The sequence below is a fragment of the Lachnoclostridium phytofermentans ISDg genome (genome assembly GCF_000018685.1).
Taxonomy (GTDB): domain Bacteria; phylum Bacillota; class Clostridia; order Lachnospirales; family Lachnospiraceae; genus Lachnoclostridium; species Lachnoclostridium phytofermentans.
Genome location: NC_010001.1, coordinates 1,482,535 through 1,499,195, shown reverse-complemented (window position 1 = coordinate 1,499,195; position 16,661 = coordinate 1,482,535). Strand labels below are relative to the sequence as shown.

Sequence of the window (16,661 nt, the reverse complement as noted above, 5' to 3'; positions counted from 1 at the left end):
ATTCCTCCATTTCAGAGTATTTTGTAAGACTCGAGATTATAAAATCGTTACTATCTGTCCGCATGTAATTTTTGCAGCATTCGCTTCATCCGTATCGATATGCATCTCAAGGGTAAAGCTACTATCTACTCTGATTTGTACTTGATGAAATACCGTCTCTCTTTCATCGTCTACTTTGACAGAAACAATATCTCCATCCTTAACTCCAGCTGTCGAAGCGTCGGTTGGTGACATATGGATATGACGTTTTGCAATTATACATCCCTCATCCAAGTAAATCGCACCTTTTGGTCCAACCACTGCAATCGGAGCAGATCCTTTTATGTTACCGGATTCTCTTATTGGTATCTTAACTCCCAGTTTGATTGCATCAGTTGCAGAAACTTCAACCTGAGATGCCTTTCTCACTGGTCCTAATATTCTAACATTCTCTATAGCTCGAAGCTTTAATCCTACAATGGTAACCGTCTCGTTTGCCGCAAACTGGCCACCCATGAGGTCTTTTTTCTTAGTTAATTCATAACCCTTTCCAAACAATTGCTCTACGTGATCCTGTGTTAGATGAAGATGTCTTGCAGACACACCGACTGGAACCGCGAAGCCTGTTTTTCCGCTTTGTTTTTCTTGTAGTACATTTAATACCATCCGGGTTATGAGTTCAATTTGATTATCTTCCAAGTCGTTCACCTGCTTTACTTTTTAATGTTTATTGCTTTTTTATAAATCTTCTTGTTATCTAATATGTACCCTATTCTAAATCTTTTGTAACTATATAAATCCTTATTTTTTGAATGGATAAAGCAACCATTGTCACTTTATCCATCATAAGAAGTTTAAGGATATTACCTAATTAAACTATTATTTAATTCCTGGTAAAATTTTCTCAACATCAGAGTGTGGTCTTGGGATTACATGAGTAGCTACTAACTCACCAAGTCTTCCAGCGCTAGCTGCACCAGCCTCAACAGCTGCTTTCACTGCTCCTACATCTCCTCTAACCATAACACTTACTAATCCAGAACCGATTTTTTCTGTTCCTACTAATGTTACGTTAGCTGCCTTTAACATTGCATCTGCTGCCTCTACCGCTGCTACTAAACCTCTTGTTTCGATCATTCCTAATGCTTCCTGTGCCATAATTTTTTCCTCCTTAAGAACTGTTGTATCAACAGTAACCTCTTCATTTATATTTTTATTAGCTTTCATAACTTCCATGGAAATGTTGCTACCGCTTACCGCATCAATGCTTTGTCCGGTAAGTGATACTTTGGATGTACTGCGAGACTTTTTTCCCTCTCCAGTAATCTCAGCTTTTCTCGTCGAATTCGACTTTTTATCTAATTTATCATCCATATGTTATCACCCTGCCTTCTTTTGCACTACATTTCTTCGTTTTGTGGCTTCATTCTACTTGCACTGATATCTACCAAGCGAAGAACCTCTTCATGAGGATTTGCAATGACTGCATGGGCCACTGGTTTTTTAATTGCCTGATTTACCGCTGATTCTACTGCCTGTGTTACTTCGGAAACAGATCCTGATACGATGATTGTAACCAACCTTCCACCCATCTTTCTCTCCCATGTAACTAACTCGACACCTGCTGTTTTACACATAATATCGAGGGCATCAATCGCTGCGGTTACACCACTGATTTCAATAAAGCCTAACGATTTTCCCATAATGTCAAGTCCTTTCTTCGTATCTTATCCTCTATATAATCAACTTGCAAACAAGTTGATTACTACATACATCATTAATTTATTTTCAATTAATTCTTATCAAAGCCGCTTAAGTGAAGCATTTTATTCACATCACCCTCAGGTGCGGCTATTGTATGGATGGATACGACATCGGTAACTTGCTTTGCAGCTAATTTCGCTGCATCTAAAGCTGCATTGACATCCTCAATGGAACCTCTGAATTTTATCGTAACCAATAATGGAACGGGAAGTTTATCTGCATTTGCCGGCTTATTTCGGTCAAATGGTTCCAAGGTTACATCAGCGGCCTTACATCCGGCGTCGGCTGCCACAAATGCTGCCGTCAAACCATATACCTCTAAAAATCCAACTGCTAAACCCATATCCAATACCTCTTATTATTTATTTACGACAGCAATCTTAAGACCCGTCATCGCGAGATTTGTCTGAAAGCCTTCGTTAATTTGCTCTAATGGATAGGAATGAGTAATCAATTTCTCCATAGGAAGCCCAATTCCCTTCGCTCTCTTTAAGAAATCAAAGGTAGTCGCATAATCACGTAAAGTATATACCCAAGAACCAACTACAGTTAATTCCTTTGCACAAATATCAAAGTGAGGATTGATAGTGGCATCTCCTCCATTGATGAAGAATCCTAACTCGCAAAGTCCGCCGCCATTACGGATAAACTTATAGATATTGGAGTGTCCTGCTGGAGCTCCTGTACACTGGAAGCCGAAATCTGCTGGCTTTTCTCCGCAAGCTGTTTCTACTGCTTTTGCTAATGCATCAATTCCTTGGTGTTCTTTGAAATTCACACTCGCCTGTGCACCCATTTCCTTAGCAAACTCTAATCTCTTTGCTTCGCCGTCTACTGCAACGATGTTCTCAATACCCATAGTACGAAGAACTGCGATACAGATAAGACCGATAGGACCACATCCTTGAACGACTACTCTACTGTTAAAACGAAGAATCCCTGTTGTTTTAGCACGTTCCACTGCGTGAATTAATACTGCACAAGGCTCAATTAAAATTCTTGAGGAAAGGTCCAAATCACTTACGTTAAAGATTGTAGAACCTCCCTTTATTACTATGTAATCAGCAAACCAACCATTAAAACGAACTTCCTTATCTTCTGGTAGTAAACCATATACATCTGCACCACCGACATTTTGTTTGTTTAAGTCAAACATAGTGATGTCTGGATTATCCTTAAAAATCATACAGGATACCACTTTATCACCAACAGTAAGTGACTTACCAGCACTGTCTAACCTAACATTCTTACCCATCTTTACGATTTCACCTGTACCTTCATGTCCAAGTACAACTGGAATCAAGGAAAATGGATCTCTTTTATATTCATGAGCGTCAGTGCCACAGATACCGCAGCCTTCCACCTTTACTAAGATGTCATCATCTCCAAGTGGAGGTAATGGGTACTCTTTTAATTCAATCTTTTCAAGCTCTGTCAATACTGCGACTCTAGCTTTCTCTGGAATACCTGCACTTGGCACTGTAGAAGTGCTCTTTGGCGCATCCGATAAACCAGCTAAAACCTGACGAACAATCTGTTCTATACTTTCAGAATTCATGGTAACGATTTTCTCCTTCCTTTTATCGGATACACAAACTATCCGACATCACGCATCGTCTGCGTTTTGTAAATGTACTTGCACTCGTCAAGCCTTCACCGGTTCTACTTGCTATAGTAAAGGTACAAAATCCTTCACCACCAAATCCGATTGCTGCATAGGAAGGTGCATTTTTAACAAGGATAGCTGTATCAATCGCTTTTGCATAAGTTGTGATACGGTCCACATTCTTGGAATGAATATGTGCGGAATGTCGATTACCATGTTCTAACCAAACCGCTTTTTCTACCGCATCATCGAAGCTCTTAGCTCGAACAATTCCAAGAATCGGCATCATTAACTCTTCAGAAATCAAAGGATGTTCTTTCTCACCTTCAAAAATGATACAACGAATATTGGATGGAACATCAATTCCAATCATACCAAGTAATGTTCTGGCATCTTTACCAACGCAATTACGATTTAATCCTTTGGGTGTTATCACAAGATTAGTTAACTTTTCTTGCTGTTCTTTGGTGATTGCATAACAACCTTGTTCTTTTACCATGTAGTTCATTAATTCATTTGCTATAGCATCAATTGCAACAACTTCTTTTTCTGCAATACATGGAAGATTATTATCAAAGGTACATCCATTAATGATATCTTCGGCTGCTTTTCTAATATCAGCTGTTTCATCTACTAAAACCGGTGGATTTCCTGCTCCTGCACCGATTCCTCGTTTTCCGCTTTGTAATACAGCAGTAACTACGCCTGGACCTCCAGTAGCAGCAATCAATGGAATGTCCTGATGAGACATCATTATCTTACTGCTATCTAGGGTAGGTTTTCTCACAGAACAAGCAATGTTGACTGGACCTCCAGCCGAAAGTGATGCTTCATTAATTAACTGTACAGCAAAGTTCGAGGTCTTTATCGCTGCTGGATGCGGATTAAATACCACTGTGTTTCCACCAGCTAACATGCCAATCGTGTTACAAATGATTGTTTCACTTGGGTTAGTACATGGTGTTATTGCACCAATCACACCAAATGGTCCCATCTCAACTAAGGTTAAACCACGATCACCAGACCAAGCAGTAGTCGTGATATCTTCTGTTCCAGGTGTCTTTTCTGCTACCAGCTGGTGTTTTAAAATCTTATGTCCAACATTACCCATGCCAGTTTCTTCTACCGCCATACGGGCAAGTGTTTCTGCATGTTCAATCGTTTTCTTACGTATCGCAGAGATGATTTTCTCTCTCTGATCCATCGACATCTTCTTTACAACCAATTGAGCTTCTTTTGCAGCTTCAATTGCCTGATTCATGTCGTCGAATACGCCAAGTTCTGTCTTATTTGTTTGTGTCAATTGCATACTCGCTACGACATTTTTAATGATGTCTTGAACCAATTGTTCATTCACTGTCACTTACGATCCCTCCTTATCGAAATCTATTATTTCGTAAGTACCAAATCTTATAATCCTAGCTGTTCCATCACCTTTCTTGTTATGGAAGCAACTAAATCTGCATTATCTACGCCACCAGACTTACACTCTTCACCACAACAATGACAGCTTGCTTTACCTTCTTTGGTATTGGAACAAAGATTAGCAGGATGTTTTCCCTTTAATCCAAATTCTCTTCTTAATTCATACAATCTCTGAACCTGAGAATTACTTAACTCCTTTGGTCCTCCAAGTACCTTTGCCTGATATAATAACTGTGCGTAAAACTCTGTTGACTCCATCTTAAAATATGCATTTAATAATGAATCGGAGAAGCTTAGTGCACCATGGTTTGCTAATAAAACAGAATCAAAATGTTGAATATACTTAGAAATTGCATCTGGAATCTCGTCAGTAGAAGGTGTACCGTACTCAGCGATTGGAACACAACCTAAGGAAATAACTGCTTCTGGCATAATTGGCTGTGTCAAAGGAATACCTGCAATAGCAAAACTTGTTGCATACATTGGATGAGCATGAACTACCGCATTAACATCTGGACGCTCTTGGTATACTCTCATATGCATCTTAATCTCAGAGGATGGTTTATATATTCCATTAGCTTGAAGTACTTTACCATCTTTATCTACCTTACATATATAATCTGGTGTCATAAATCCTTTACTAACTCCAGTTGGTGTACATAAAAACTCATTCTCATTTAATTTTACAGAGATGTTGCCGTCATTTGCAGCAACCATACCCTTGTTATAGATTCTGCGTCCTATCTCACATATCTCTTTTTTAACTTCATATTCGTTCATTGTAATCCTCCTTCTATATCCTGTGACTTTTGTCGTTGTATTTCTTTGTTTTTCTATATTATATTCCGTAATCATTCATAAGTCAACATGTTTATTTAATTTATATGTTGTTTTATGTGGTTTTATATTCTTTTGATTCATTTAACTAAGTTTTAACCACCATTCTTGAAAACATGGCGCCAAAGGCAGCACAAATGCATGAAACTAATGTGAAGTTTTAGAATTTCTTGAGCGGTGTATTTTGTCGTCTTAGAAATTCTCTTCTAGTGTGAAGTTTTAGAATTCCTTAGGCGGCGTATTTTGGCGCCTTAGAAATTCTCTTTACACTGTCTTAGGTACGTGTTATGTCACATACAGTAAAAGACAAGGTGCGATTTGAATACTCCACAACCGCATTCATCGCAGCTTCTACCTCAGATACTGTTCCTGTAAATACTAAAGTGCCGCTGGCATAATCTACATTTTGCAGTGTAACACCCGATGCCTTCAATGCTAAATCAGCTCCAATAATTACTGTCTCCGCAGGGCTCATGGTTAATATTCCGATAGCAGCCTTCATCCTCTCGTTTTCTTTTTGAAAACACAATTTCTCCATTAGAAGTGGATCTGGTGCAGCTATTATGTGAGCCAGAGATATCTGCTTACCAGGAACTAATTCCTGTACAATGCGAAGTTTATCTTCGGTTGTCATTGAATCATAAATCCCCATAGTTTCCTCTCATTCTGCCGCTGGCGGCATAAAATATCTTCATAGGTTCTTTCCTTAATGAAGGCATTCTATTTCTTACTGTAAATTCTTTATACACTTTCTATATTTGAAGAAAGGTATTTTTAGATAACCTTTCTCTTTCCATATCAAACAGTCTCATTAGCATGATTCAAAGTATACTCATCCACCAATTTTCACAAGTAATCCCGAGTGTTTTTCTGCAACTTTCTTTAAATACTCCATCTCTTCTATCATTGGTGGCATAATTCCCATCAGTGCATACTCACGATTTAACCCATCATATTTGTCTTGCCCCAGGCGGTGATATGGTAACAAATTCATTTCCTTAACACCTGGTAAACTTCCTGCAAATTCAGCAATTGCTGCAATTTCAGCTTCCGTTTGGTTAAAGGTTGGTATGACCGGTACTCGAATAATTAACTCTGTTTCTCTTGAAGCTGCAATTTTTCTCGCATTCTCAAGAACTAATTCATTTCCCTGTCCTGTAAATAATCGATGTTTCTCTGAGTTAACATGTTTTATATCCATAAGATATTGATCAAGAACCGGTAAAATCCTCTCAATCACTGGGTAGTTTGCAAAAGCAGTACTCTCCATTGCCGTATGTAGTCCTTCTTCCTTGCAGGCATGTAATAGGTGATTCGTAAATTCCGGTTGGCATAAAGCCTCACCACCTGAGAGAGTGACGCCTCCACCAGACCTTTGATAATAGTTTCTATCTTTTAAAACCTCTTCTAAAACTTCAGATACGGTAACATCCGTACCAATTATTTTGTCTTTCCCCTGAACCTTCATTGTCTGTATCTCATGTTCCTGAGATTCTGGATTGCAGCACCAACGGCATCGAAACGCACAGCCTTTTAGAAATACAATAGTACGAATTCCATTTCCATCATGAATAGAATAACGTTGAATATCAAATATTCTTCCTTTTACATTTAAGTCGTCCATCTTAACTCCGTTCTTACACTTTTTATCTATCAATCCTAGAACCCTTGTGTTGTTCGATTAATAATATCATCCTGTAAGGACCTGGATAATGTAGTAAATAGGGCACTGTAACCAGCAACACGTACCACCAAATGTTTATAGTTTTCTGGGTGCTTTTGTGCGTCTAATAAAGTTTCTCTACTTACTACATTAAACTGTACATGCATACCCTTTTGATCAAAGAAGGCACGGATTAACGCTACAAACTTCTCTAGTCCACCACGACCCTGTAACGCAGATGGATGGAATTTTTGATTGTATAAGGTACCATTTGTTGCATCCATATGATCAAGGCGTGCTACGGAATTAGCTGCCGCTGTTGGTCCTTTGGTATCACGTCCTGGCGCTGGGCCAACACCATCTGCAATTGGGGTATTCGCAAGTCTTCCATCTGGAGTAGCCCCTGTTTGTTCACCTAACGGTACATTTGCGGAAACCGGATATAAACCAGCTTGGAATACACCACCTCTTGGATTTTTATATTTTTGTAATGGCTTTGTATAGGTATAAGCAATCTCCCTGGCGAATTCATCAATCTCTAGGATATCATTTCCGTACTTTGGTAACACTTCAATCATCTGTAGAATTTCTTGATATCTTGAATGATTACTTGTGTTCTCTGACACTCTTGTAGATATTGGACTCTCTGTGTTTTCTTTCTTTGCTTCAAGAACTGTCTTTAATATTTGTTCTATTTCCTTCTCTGAAGGCTCTTTTCCACGCTCTTTCAATTCTTTTACAATCTGCACTGTGATTTGCTGCGCTAATATGATATCTATGGACAGATGAGAGCTTTCCTTTAAGCCAGCGTTCTTCGTTGTCATTCCGAAATTATGTAGAAGTGCTTCTTTTAATTCAGTAATAGAAACCTTGCCTTCTTCGTATACAAGTTTCTTAATCGCATATAAGGAGTCTGTCATATTGGCGATACCAAACCCTTGTGGTCCGGTAAAATTATATTTTGCTCCACCTTCTTGAACACATAACCCACGTCCGATACAATCTTCTACCATAGAGGATTCAAATGGTAATGGGCAAAGTTTTGCATGCGCAATATCGATTGAATTATCCGCATTGACTAGTAAAGAGATAAAGTATTCCATCTGAGTTTTATAAGCATCATAAAATGCCTCAAATGTAGTGAAGTTTTCAACCGAACCTGTTGGAGCACCAACTAATTTTCCATTTTCATATCCACTAGAAAATACCATTTCCAATGGGCGACACATATTAAAGAATGCTGCGTCATGCCATCCGTCGGTCTTACCAGGTACTTGAGGTTCCACGCAACCGATAATATTATAGTTTCTCGCTTCCTCTAAAGTTGCACCCTTATTCATCATAGCTGGGATAATAACTTCATCGTTGTAATAAGCAGGTAAACCGATACCAGTTCTGGTAACTTCCGCAGCTTTAATTAGTAAATCATGCGGAGAACCATTCCATACACGGATACTTAAGGAAGGCTGTGGAAGCATGGTGTGTATGGATGCCTCTAATATCATAAAACTAAGTTCATTCGTAGCATCCCTTCCGTTACTATCCTGTCCGCCAACAATCATGTTCTGGAACATACCATAGCCTGCAAAACCTTCCGCAGAAGCAGCATCACGGCATTTGTTAATATCATTTAATTTCACAAAAATACAATCGATGATTTCTTGTGCCTGTTCACCAGTGATTCTGCCTGCTTCACGATCTGCTTTATAATATGAATATAAATATTGGTCAAATCTACCTGGTGAAATCGAATGTCCACTAGCTTCAATCTGTAATAAAAGTTGTACAAACCAAAATGCCTGACATGCTTCATAAAATGTATTCGCACCCTTTGCTGGGACTCTCTCACAATTAGATGAAATCATTAAAAGTTCTTGTCTTCTCTTCTCATCCTGACAAGAAAGTGCAAGTCTTTTTGCTTCCGCTGCATATCTCTTAGCATACAAAATAGCCGAGTCACAACTTCTGATTACAGCGTCATAGAAAGTAAGGCGACTTGCATAATCAGCATCACCTAGATGTAATTCTTTTTTTCTGCTTAAGACTTCATCTTTAATTCCTTCATAACCGATCGCAATTACCTTATCATACTGCACTGTAATGTGCCCTACACCGTTATAAAAATAGTTACCTGGTGTAAATACATTGTGCTCCATCGCAAGTTTCGTTTCTGGAGCCATGTAATAATCTGCTAATTCACTTGTTGTTTTTCCCTTCCAATAGCTATGTACTTTTCTTAACTCTTTTTTTGCTTCCTCTGAGATATAAAACGGATCAGCAGTTCTAGTTGCTACGGTATCAAGTTCAGCAATTAACCAATCAAAAGAGAATTCCGGAAAGGTTTGACATCCTCTTTCTGCAACGGTTGCGCTTCCTACAATTAATTCATTCTCTCGAATTACTACTGGAAGATTCTTTACTATATGTTCAAAAGCCTTGGAGCGTCTACTAATGATAGGCTCTCCTTCCGTCTGCTGATACGATTCCGTGATTAAAACTGCACGTTTTGATTCAATCTCTGGCATTTTCTCGTATAAAGCATCCATAAGCTTTTGTATACGAGGTGATTTTTCATATCCTTTTTTGGGTTCAGCCATCATACCAACCTCCTACTTGTGGTTTTGTGTCATTTTACCGCAATTATATCATTGCTGTAATTATAAGTCAATATAATCCCACATGTTAAATGTTTATTTATGTGGTATTGTATCTATTACATTTGATAACAATGTTCATTTTATCAATAATTGAGAAGAACCTCCCACCTCAAAGCGTTTCAGCGCGTAGGTGGTGAGATGAATTCCCACGCCGGGTAAGGGCTATGTGGATAGCCCCGTAAAGCAAAGGGTGGCTTAGGATACGTCCTAAGTGGAAACTTAAATACAACGGCTTTACAGAAGCCCCCACTTCAAATTAACTTCGTTGGTTTAAGTGGTGGGAGCGTTCACATTAATTCAATTTCATGTATTGGATATACCCCGAATTTTCCTAGTTAACGAAATACAAAAAGGCTGAAGCACATTCCAGCGTTCAGCCTTTTATTTATTATATTAATTATTTATTTCAGAATACTTTATAATCAGATTTCAGCTCAATGATTAATATTTCTATTTATGAGGAAGTTAATTGTCATTTCACAAATATCGATTCCAAAAATGATTTTGGAATATCATTAGAAATTAAGTACCTATAAGCACCATACTTTATACTGCTATTTTCGCTATTTTCTCCTGTAAATATCGCCATGCTCACAACCTTATCCTGATGTTTCACTCGAATAACCCAATCACCGCCTGCTGATTTCATAATATAATCACTCATTCCACGCTTATATGTACCTGACAGATATTCTAATAATTCGTCTTTCAATGTTTCATCCTTTATTTGCACTTCTTCTCCATAGTGCCATAAATAAAGTTCATAGGTTTCCTCACTGGAGATACCAACTATTTTCCAAAAAGTTGTTCTTAGGGGGTACTTAATCAAATTATAGCATAGTAGAATAATTACCATACTAAGAGCGATTAGAATAATAACTTGCTTCTTTTTCATTTGACCTCCTGTTATTATGCGTAATAGCATGCAATCAGATTAATTAATATAGTTTCCCTAATAAAATATATTTCTTATTTCTTCTACTAGTACACTAATAAACTGCGACATTATACGGAAACACCTACAAATAGCTGTATAATCATTATAACAAAAAACTAAGAAACTATGTCATAGCAATCCAAGCTTACTCTTTTTTTATGTAATTTATTATTTCATTACTATTATACACTATTGTTTCGATTTGAGAATTTCAATTTATCAAATGCATTGGATAGGAATTTGAAGATGGATTCACGGCAGTAGGTAGTTATGTATAAGGTCATGTATATAGATATTGTTATAATGATAGATATATTGGAGTACAACAGATAAAGATTGCTTTGAGGAAGGAAGAAATGGATATTAGAAATAAAACATTATTATACACTTCATGTAATTTCCTTGACATGTACAAGAATATTAATCCTAGAAATATATATTAAAATGAGGGCGTTGATCCATAAAATGATAACATCTTTGGATCAACACCCTTCTAGCTTTAGGCTTATTTTTCTAGCTTAAACTGATCAATCAAACTGTCAAGGCTCTCACACTGGGCAAATAGTTCTTCACTAATCGCAGAGCTCTCTTCTGCGGTGGCAGAGGTAGACTGGATTACTGAGGAAATCTGTTCAATGGCAGACTGTATTTCATTCATGGTAGTTGACTGTATTTCAGAGGATTCCACCTGTTCATGGATGGAATTAATGATTTCATCCAAGTTGGACAGTACGTCATTTAAGGATTCTGAAGTTTCTTTTACGGTACGGCTTCCGGATTCCACCTCATGAACCGTATTTTCTATCAACCTTCTGGTAGTTTGAGCTGCCCGTGCACTTTCAGTCGCCAGTTTTCCGATTTCGGCGGCAACTACGGCGAAACCTCTTCCTGCTTCACCAGCTCTAGCAGCTTCAATAGATGCATTTAAGGATAGCAAGTTGGTCTGGGTAGCAATTCCGTCTATGGTATTAATGATAGCTTCGATCTGTGCAGAAAGGTCACTAATCTTTTCCATAGAGACTACCATGCTTTCCATATAAGTTTTGCTCTGATCAGCCTTAGTGCTGATTATCTTTGCATTACTTTCTGCGACTTCGGCTTTTTTGGCATCTTTGGTAGTCTGCTCGGTAACATCCTCAATTGTGGCAGTAAGTTCTTCTACAGAACTAGCTTGTTCAGTAGCACCTTCAGCCAGGTTCTGAGCTCCCTGAGACATGTTAAGAGCACCCGAATTAACTTGTATGGAAGCATCTCTGATTTGGCTAAGGGTTTCGGTTAAGGTTGTCTTAATGCCACGCATAGCTAAGAGAATAGGTAAAAAATCGCCGATATAAAATTCAGTGCATTTGGATTTTATAGTAAAATTACTATTAGCCATTTCTCCTAAACAATATTCAATATCAGGAATAATGTGTTGGAATGTATCCACCATTTTCTTTAGGTTGGTAGCAAGAGAACCTAGTTCATCTTCGGATTCATATGTAATGTTTACCTTTAAGTCCCCTTCTGCTATACTTTTCGCAACGTTTTCTAATTCAAAAATAGGAGTGGTAAGCTGCTTGGTAATAAGTTTTTCTACGGTCAGTGCAATTAAGATAGCAGCAACAGAAATAAGGATTGCTATTATAATTATAATAACTTCTATGATATTTGCCTGATTATAAGTAGAGCTTACATCGTCTTCGGAATAGGCACCAATTTCTCTTAATATACTCAATACTTTGTTGGCTTTCACGGAGTAATCTTCATTAAAACTTCTAAAAGCCTGGCCAAAATCTCCGGCATCTACATATTCTAGTACTCTGGATCGTGCTTCCTTATTGGCTACCATTGCAGAATTGAGTTCTGTCAAAAGATCTTTGGCATCAGAATTCTTGTTGAGTAAGTCCAATTGCACTTCCTGATCCGCCATGTCAGAGTCAATTTCTTGTCTAAGCTGGGAAATTTTATTAGGATCATCTGAAAGATTGGTGATCCAAAGAATGTTTTTCATGATACTTTGCACGTCACGGCGAAACTGATATTGGGCGAGGTTATTTCGATAAGGCGTTTTATAAAAGTAATTTAAATTATTACCTACCAGAAATAGACCCAAAATAGAAACTAGGATTGTTATAGTAAAACAAGCAATAACAATGTTAAAAGAAGTGGTTAATTTTTTACCGATTTTGTAATTCAGTAACTTTTTTTTCATAGAGTATCTCCTCTGTTGTAATTTTGCAAACGCACTTATAATAGCATGGCTGTTAATATACTGTCAATAAGTATATTTTTTGGTTTTTTTGTATTTATTCGAACAAATTACCTGCTTACCATTCTGAGTATTCAACAAAAGCAGGTATTGAAATACCTGCTTTTGTTCATTTAAAAAGGGGAGCCTTCCTTCTATATGCCTTATACTATAAATTGTAATTGATAAATAATATGTACTTCAACCTTTCTAAATTTTCATTTTCGTTTAAAACATGCCCCACAAATATCACATCTTTCCTGCTCTTGTTTCACTTCCCTATTTCCACACGCTTGGCATTCATATAAGCCATTATGAAGTAATAATCTTGTATTTTTATTATTTTCAAAGTATCTTTCTAACTTTTTATCCTGATAAAACTCAACCTTTAACAACAGAAATAAAAATAAAAGGATGAGTAACCCAATTGCAACTGAAATTTTAGAAATGAATAATAACCCATCCACTTTAAGTAAATACGAAAGTAAATAGGATATACCCGGAATAACGATTAAAAAGGCAGCCGCAATCGCAATAATTTTATGACCATAGCCTATTGAATTTATTTTTTTCATTTTCATTTAACATTCACCTTCTTATCCTAGATTTAGACGTTAATAAGAGGTTTCTGTACTGGATTTAAAAACGCACTAGGATTATCAAGTTTTAATTTATATAAACTCCACAACATTTTATCAGATATTCTGGCGAGCCATATCTCGTCGTCCATCTGATAGATGCTTAATCCTTCTTCTATATCATACTGCAGTCGGATAGAAAAATGATTAATATTATATATGTCACCATTATATATATCCTTAAATTTAAACAGTTTATTCCACTCCTCTTCATCAACCTCTTTTACCTGCCATGTGATTCCTGAGAATAACTTTTCTTCTTTATGAGTCTTTTCCTCAAGTATTTGAAAATAATCCTCCCCTATCACATATAACTGCCCAGTCGTTTCAGATGGACAATAAGAACTCAAAGGATGCATATATAAGCATTTCTCAAAGGAGTATTCTCCTTCGACTAAGGGATGTATTTTATTGAGGTCGCCACCTGCAATCAAAGTATTCCCTTTTAAAATTAAAAATAGTAAAAGGCATAGTAATAAAGTCCAGGTGATGATTGTTCTAAATAAAAATCTTTTTCTTTGTTTTCTTTCATCCAAAATTAAATCTAACCTTTTCTCCATATGCCCTCCCTCTTATGCTAACGCATCTCTGATTTAATTATCCTATGATAACGTTCATAGGCTTAATACCATGCTTTGAGAAGATGTTCATTCAAGTTTCGTAGAGTAATTAGCTTTTTAAAAGACTTATATTTTATTTGTATTTATTATAGTAAACACAAATCTAGTTTTGATATTCTATACTTATTTAAGTTTAAATAATTTAGGAATAATAAGCAAGAAGTTTATGGAATAATTTCCCGTATGCACTAAAATTCTAGTAATAATCTTTTAATAATCAAACTGAAATGGATATCAGGCATCCTACGTTCTAAAGAAATCCCATTACTTTGCATGTACAAGAAAAAATAAATTTCTTGATTTTTTCTATATTTTGAAAGAACAAACTTCACGAACTTTTCCTTATCAAGAAAAAACAAAGCTATCAAAGAAAAAACAAATTTCTTTGATAGCTTATTATTAATGGTCACAACTATTTATTTAATGCTACAAAATTTAATTACAATGAAAAACGAATTACATTCCAAGAATAAGGCTTTAACGTAGCTATTGCGGTATTTTCCTCTATTTTTGTAACTCCAGTTGCACTAGGAACTACATTCTTAGGATTGCTTGCAGTATTCGTAGCTTTTAAATCAGCATGAATCATCTCAGTATGCTCCACCAATTTTGCATTCTGAAACTCTGTTAAATCAATTGAAAAATCAATGGTTTGATCTGCGGAGCGATTTACAGCAAACACTACAACCTCATTCTTTTCTTCATTATGTACTGCAACTGTTTCTACATAAGGTACTTTATCACTGATTTTATTCTCATAAGTCTCGCACTCTAAGATTGGTTTTAAGGCGGTACCCCTACCATAATTTGATACGTGCATAAATGGATAGAAAATTGTTTGAGCCCAAGCAGCTCCACCATTCTCTGTCATAATAGGAGCAATAACATTTACTAATTGAGCAAGACACGCCATCTTTACGCGGTCACAATGTTTAACCAGTGCGATTAGCAAACATCCCACTAACAAAGCATCTTCAAAAGTGTAGACATCCTCTAATAAACTAGGAGCTTTGCCCCAAGGCTCTATCCTCTTATCTTGACCATGACTATGGAACCATACATTCCACTCATCAAAGGAAAGATTGATGGTCTTTTTAGAATGCTTTTTCGCTTTCACAGAATCACAAATTGCTACTACCGATTCAATAAAGGTTTCCATCTCTAATGATCTAGCTAAGAAAACATCTGGATCATTTTCATAATTATTATAGTACTGGTGCAGGGAAATATAATCAACATAATCATAGGTATGTTCTAATACCGTACGTTCCCAATCTCCAAAGGTAGGCATTGTTAAACCAGAACTACCACAAGCGACTAACTCGATACTTGGATCAACCCATTTCATGACTTTTGCTGTTTCACAAGCAATTCTCCCGTATTCTTCTGCTGTCTTAGCACAGGTTTGCCATGGTCCATCCATCTCATTACCTAAGCACCAAACTTTAATATCAAATGGCTTCTCAAATCCGTTCTTTCTTCTTAAGTCACTGTAATAAGTTCCTCCTTGAAAATTACAATACTCAATTAAATCCTGCGCTTCTTGTGGTCCTCTGGTACCTAGATTAACAGCCATCATAACATCACTATTGGCACGTTTCGCCCATTCCTGAAACTCATCTACACCAACCTCATTTGTCTCAATGCTCTTCCAAGCAAGGTCAAGACGCCTTGGTCTCTTCGCCTTATCTCCAATACCATCTTCCCAACGATAGCCTGATACAAAATTACCACCTGGATAACGAACGATTGGAATATTTAATTCTTTAATCAATTCCATTACATCCTGACGAAATCCCATGTCATCTGAAGTTTCATGACCTGGTTCATAAATACCACCGTATACTGCTCTTCCTAGATGCTCAATAAAGGAGCCATAAATTCTTTTGTCTATGGTTCCTATCTTACTAATCTTTGATAAAGTAAGTTTTGCTTTCATTGTTTTCCTCCTTATGTAACATTCACTTTTATTTTTGTGAATAGATTCAAGTTATTAATAAAACATTAACCATTTCCTTTAAATTCATTTCCATTTATAACTACCCTTGTGATAATCTCTTGACCTGATATAGATTGTGTAGTACTCTAATGCTTGAAGTACTATGGTTTCTTATCCTTATGCTTTGTAGGAGTTAGGTATTTATTTAACCTATTAATACATATATCACAGCATAGAATGATTTCCAATGTAAAAAAATATTGTATCATTGTCTTTTTCTACTGTATTTTAAGGAGTTCGTTTAAAGATAAAAAACATTTTTCATAAATTAATTTTCGAATCACCTGCTTCGCAAAGTAATGTGCT

At 36.7% G+C, this 16,661-nt stretch carries 15 protein-coding genes; all 15 read right to left on the bottom strand.

Annotation, left to right across the window (positions count from 1 at the left end; translation table 11 throughout):
• Positions 1 to 36: 36 nt before the first annotated feature.
• A complete protein-coding gene (gene pduL / locus CPHY_RS06225; protein WP_012199209.1) occupies positions 37 to 678 on the bottom strand; it encodes a phosphate propanoyltransferase in 642 nt (213 codons plus the stop codon).
• Positions 679 to 858: 180 nt separating this feature from the next.
• Positions 859 to 1,137, bottom strand: a complete 279-nt coding sequence (locus tag CPHY_RS21640) for a BMC domain-containing protein (RefSeq protein WP_041704089.1) — start codon at positions 1,135 to 1,137, stop codon at positions 859 to 861.
• Positions 1,138 to 1,379: 242 nt separating this feature from the next.
• The gene (locus CPHY_RS06215) at positions 1,380 to 1,682 is read right to left on the bottom strand and encodes a BMC domain-containing protein (protein WP_012199207.1); all 303 of its coding nucleotides are present in this window, start codon (positions 1,680 to 1,682) and stop codon (positions 1,380 to 1,382) included.
• Positions 1,683 to 1,771: 89 nt separating this feature from the next.
• Entirely contained in the window at positions 1,772 to 2,086 is a 315-nt protein-coding gene (locus tag CPHY_RS06210; RefSeq protein ID WP_012199206.1) for a BMC domain-containing protein, read from the bottom strand.
• A 15-nt stretch (positions 2,087 to 2,101) separates the two neighbouring features.
• Positions 2,102 to 3,301 (bottom strand): zinc-dependent alcohol dehydrogenase, encoded by a 1,200-nt coding sequence (locus CPHY_RS06205; protein ID WP_012199205.1) that lies wholly within the window; start codon positions 3,299 to 3,301, stop codon positions 2,102 to 2,104.
• A gap of 22 nt (positions 3,302 to 3,323) precedes the next feature.
• Positions 3,324 to 4,712 (bottom strand): aldehyde dehydrogenase family protein, encoded by a 1,389-nt coding sequence (locus CPHY_RS06200; RefSeq protein ID WP_012199204.1) that lies wholly within the window; start codon positions 4,710 to 4,712, stop codon positions 3,324 to 3,326.
• Positions 4,713 to 4,759: 47 nt separating this feature from the next.
• Positions 4,760 to 5,554 (bottom strand): class II aldolase/adducin family protein, encoded by a 795-nt coding sequence (locus CPHY_RS06195; RefSeq protein ID WP_012199203.1) that lies wholly within the window; start codon positions 5,552 to 5,554, stop codon positions 4,760 to 4,762.
• A gap of 331 nt (positions 5,555 to 5,885) precedes the next feature.
• Complete coding sequence (locus CPHY_RS06190; RefSeq protein WP_041703283.1) at positions 5,886 to 6,263, bottom strand: BMC domain-containing protein; 378 nt, start codon at positions 6,261 to 6,263, stop codon at positions 5,886 to 5,888.
• Positions 6,264 to 6,443: 180 nt separating this feature from the next.
• Positions 6,444 to 7,235: a glycyl-radical enzyme activating protein gene (locus CPHY_RS06185; protein WP_012199201.1), complete on the bottom strand. Its 792-nt coding sequence runs from the start codon at positions 7,233 to 7,235 to the stop codon at positions 6,444 to 6,446.
• Between the two features lie 35 nt (positions 7,236 to 7,270).
• A complete protein-coding gene (locus tag CPHY_RS06180) occupies positions 7,271 to 9,874 on the bottom strand; it encodes a glycyl radical protein (RefSeq protein ID WP_012199200.1) in 2,604 nt (867 codons plus the stop codon).
• 529 nt (positions 9,875 to 10,403) lie between these two features.
• Positions 10,404 to 10,826 (bottom strand): hypothetical protein, encoded by a 423-nt coding sequence (locus CPHY_RS06175; RefSeq protein ID WP_041703280.1) that lies wholly within the window; start codon positions 10,824 to 10,826, stop codon positions 10,404 to 10,406.
• Positions 10,827 to 11,373: 547 nt separating this feature from the next.
• Positions 11,374 to 13,062: a methyl-accepting chemotaxis protein gene (locus CPHY_RS06170; RefSeq protein ID WP_012199198.1), complete on the bottom strand. Its 1,689-nt coding sequence runs from the start codon at positions 13,060 to 13,062 to the stop codon at positions 11,374 to 11,376.
• Between the two features lie 254 nt (positions 13,063 to 13,316).
• Positions 13,317 to 13,679 (bottom strand): hypothetical protein, encoded by a 363-nt coding sequence (locus CPHY_RS06165; RefSeq protein ID WP_012199197.1) that lies wholly within the window; start codon positions 13,677 to 13,679, stop codon positions 13,317 to 13,319.
• Between the two features lie 26 nt (positions 13,680 to 13,705).
• Positions 13,706 to 14,296: a hypothetical protein gene (locus CPHY_RS06160; protein ID WP_012199196.1), complete on the bottom strand. Its 591-nt coding sequence runs from the start codon at positions 14,294 to 14,296 to the stop codon at positions 13,706 to 13,708.
• A 499-nt stretch (positions 14,297 to 14,795) separates the two neighbouring features.
• Entirely contained in the window at positions 14,796 to 16,295 is a 1,500-nt protein-coding gene (gene arfA, locus CPHY_RS06155; protein ID WP_012199195.1) for an arabinosylfuranosidase ArfA, read from the bottom strand.
• Positions 16,296 to 16,661 lie beyond the last annotated feature (366 nt).

Bases quoted from the DNA above. Each gene is read 5' to 3' on its own strand.
- CPHY_RS06215 (WP_012199207.1), bottom strand. From the start codon at position 1,682: ATGGGAAAATCGTTAGGCTTTATTGAAATCAGTGGTGTAACCGCAGCG.
- CPHY_RS06160 (WP_012199196.1), bottom strand. From the start codon at position 14,296: ATGGAGAAAAGGTTAGATTTAATTTTGGATGAAAGAAAACAAAGAAAA.
- CPHY_RS06180 (WP_012199200.1), bottom strand. From the start codon at position 9,874: ATGATGGCTGAACCCAAAAAAGGATATGAAAAATCACCTCGTATACAA.
- CPHY_RS21640 (WP_041704089.1), bottom strand. From the start codon at position 1,137: ATGGCACAGGAAGCATTAGGAATGATCGAAACAAGAGGTTTAGTAGCA.
- CPHY_RS06170 (WP_012199198.1), bottom strand. From the start codon at position 13,062: ATGAAAAAAAAGTTACTGAATTACAAAATCGGTAAAAAATTAACCACT.
- CPHY_RS06190 (WP_041703283.1), bottom strand. From the start codon at position 6,263: ATGGGGATTTATGATTCAATGACAACCGAAGATAAACTTCGCATTGTA.
- CPHY_RS06205 (WP_012199205.1), bottom strand. From the start codon at position 3,301: ATGAATTCTGAAAGTATAGAACAGATTGTTCGTCAGGTTTTAGCTGGT.
- CPHY_RS06210 (WP_012199206.1), bottom strand. From the start codon at position 2,086: ATGGGTTTAGCAGTTGGATTTTTAGAGGTATATGGTTTGACGGCAGCA.
- CPHY_RS06165 (WP_012199197.1), bottom strand. From the start codon at position 13,679: ATGAAAATGAAAAAAATAAATTCAATAGGCTATGGTCATAAAATTATT.
- arfA (WP_012199195.1), bottom strand. From the start codon at position 16,295: ATGAAAGCAAAACTTACTTTATCAAAGATTAGTAAGATAGGAACCATA.
- CPHY_RS06185 (WP_012199201.1), bottom strand. From the start codon at position 7,235: ATGGACGACTTAAATGTAAAAGGAAGAATATTTGATATTCAACGTTAT.
- CPHY_RS06195 (WP_012199203.1), bottom strand. From the start codon at position 5,554: ATGAACGAATATGAAGTTAAAAAAGAGATATGTGAGATAGGACGCAGA.
- CPHY_RS06175 (WP_041703280.1), bottom strand. From the start codon at position 10,826: ATGAAAAAGAAGCAAGTTATTATTCTAATCGCTCTTAGTATGGTAATT.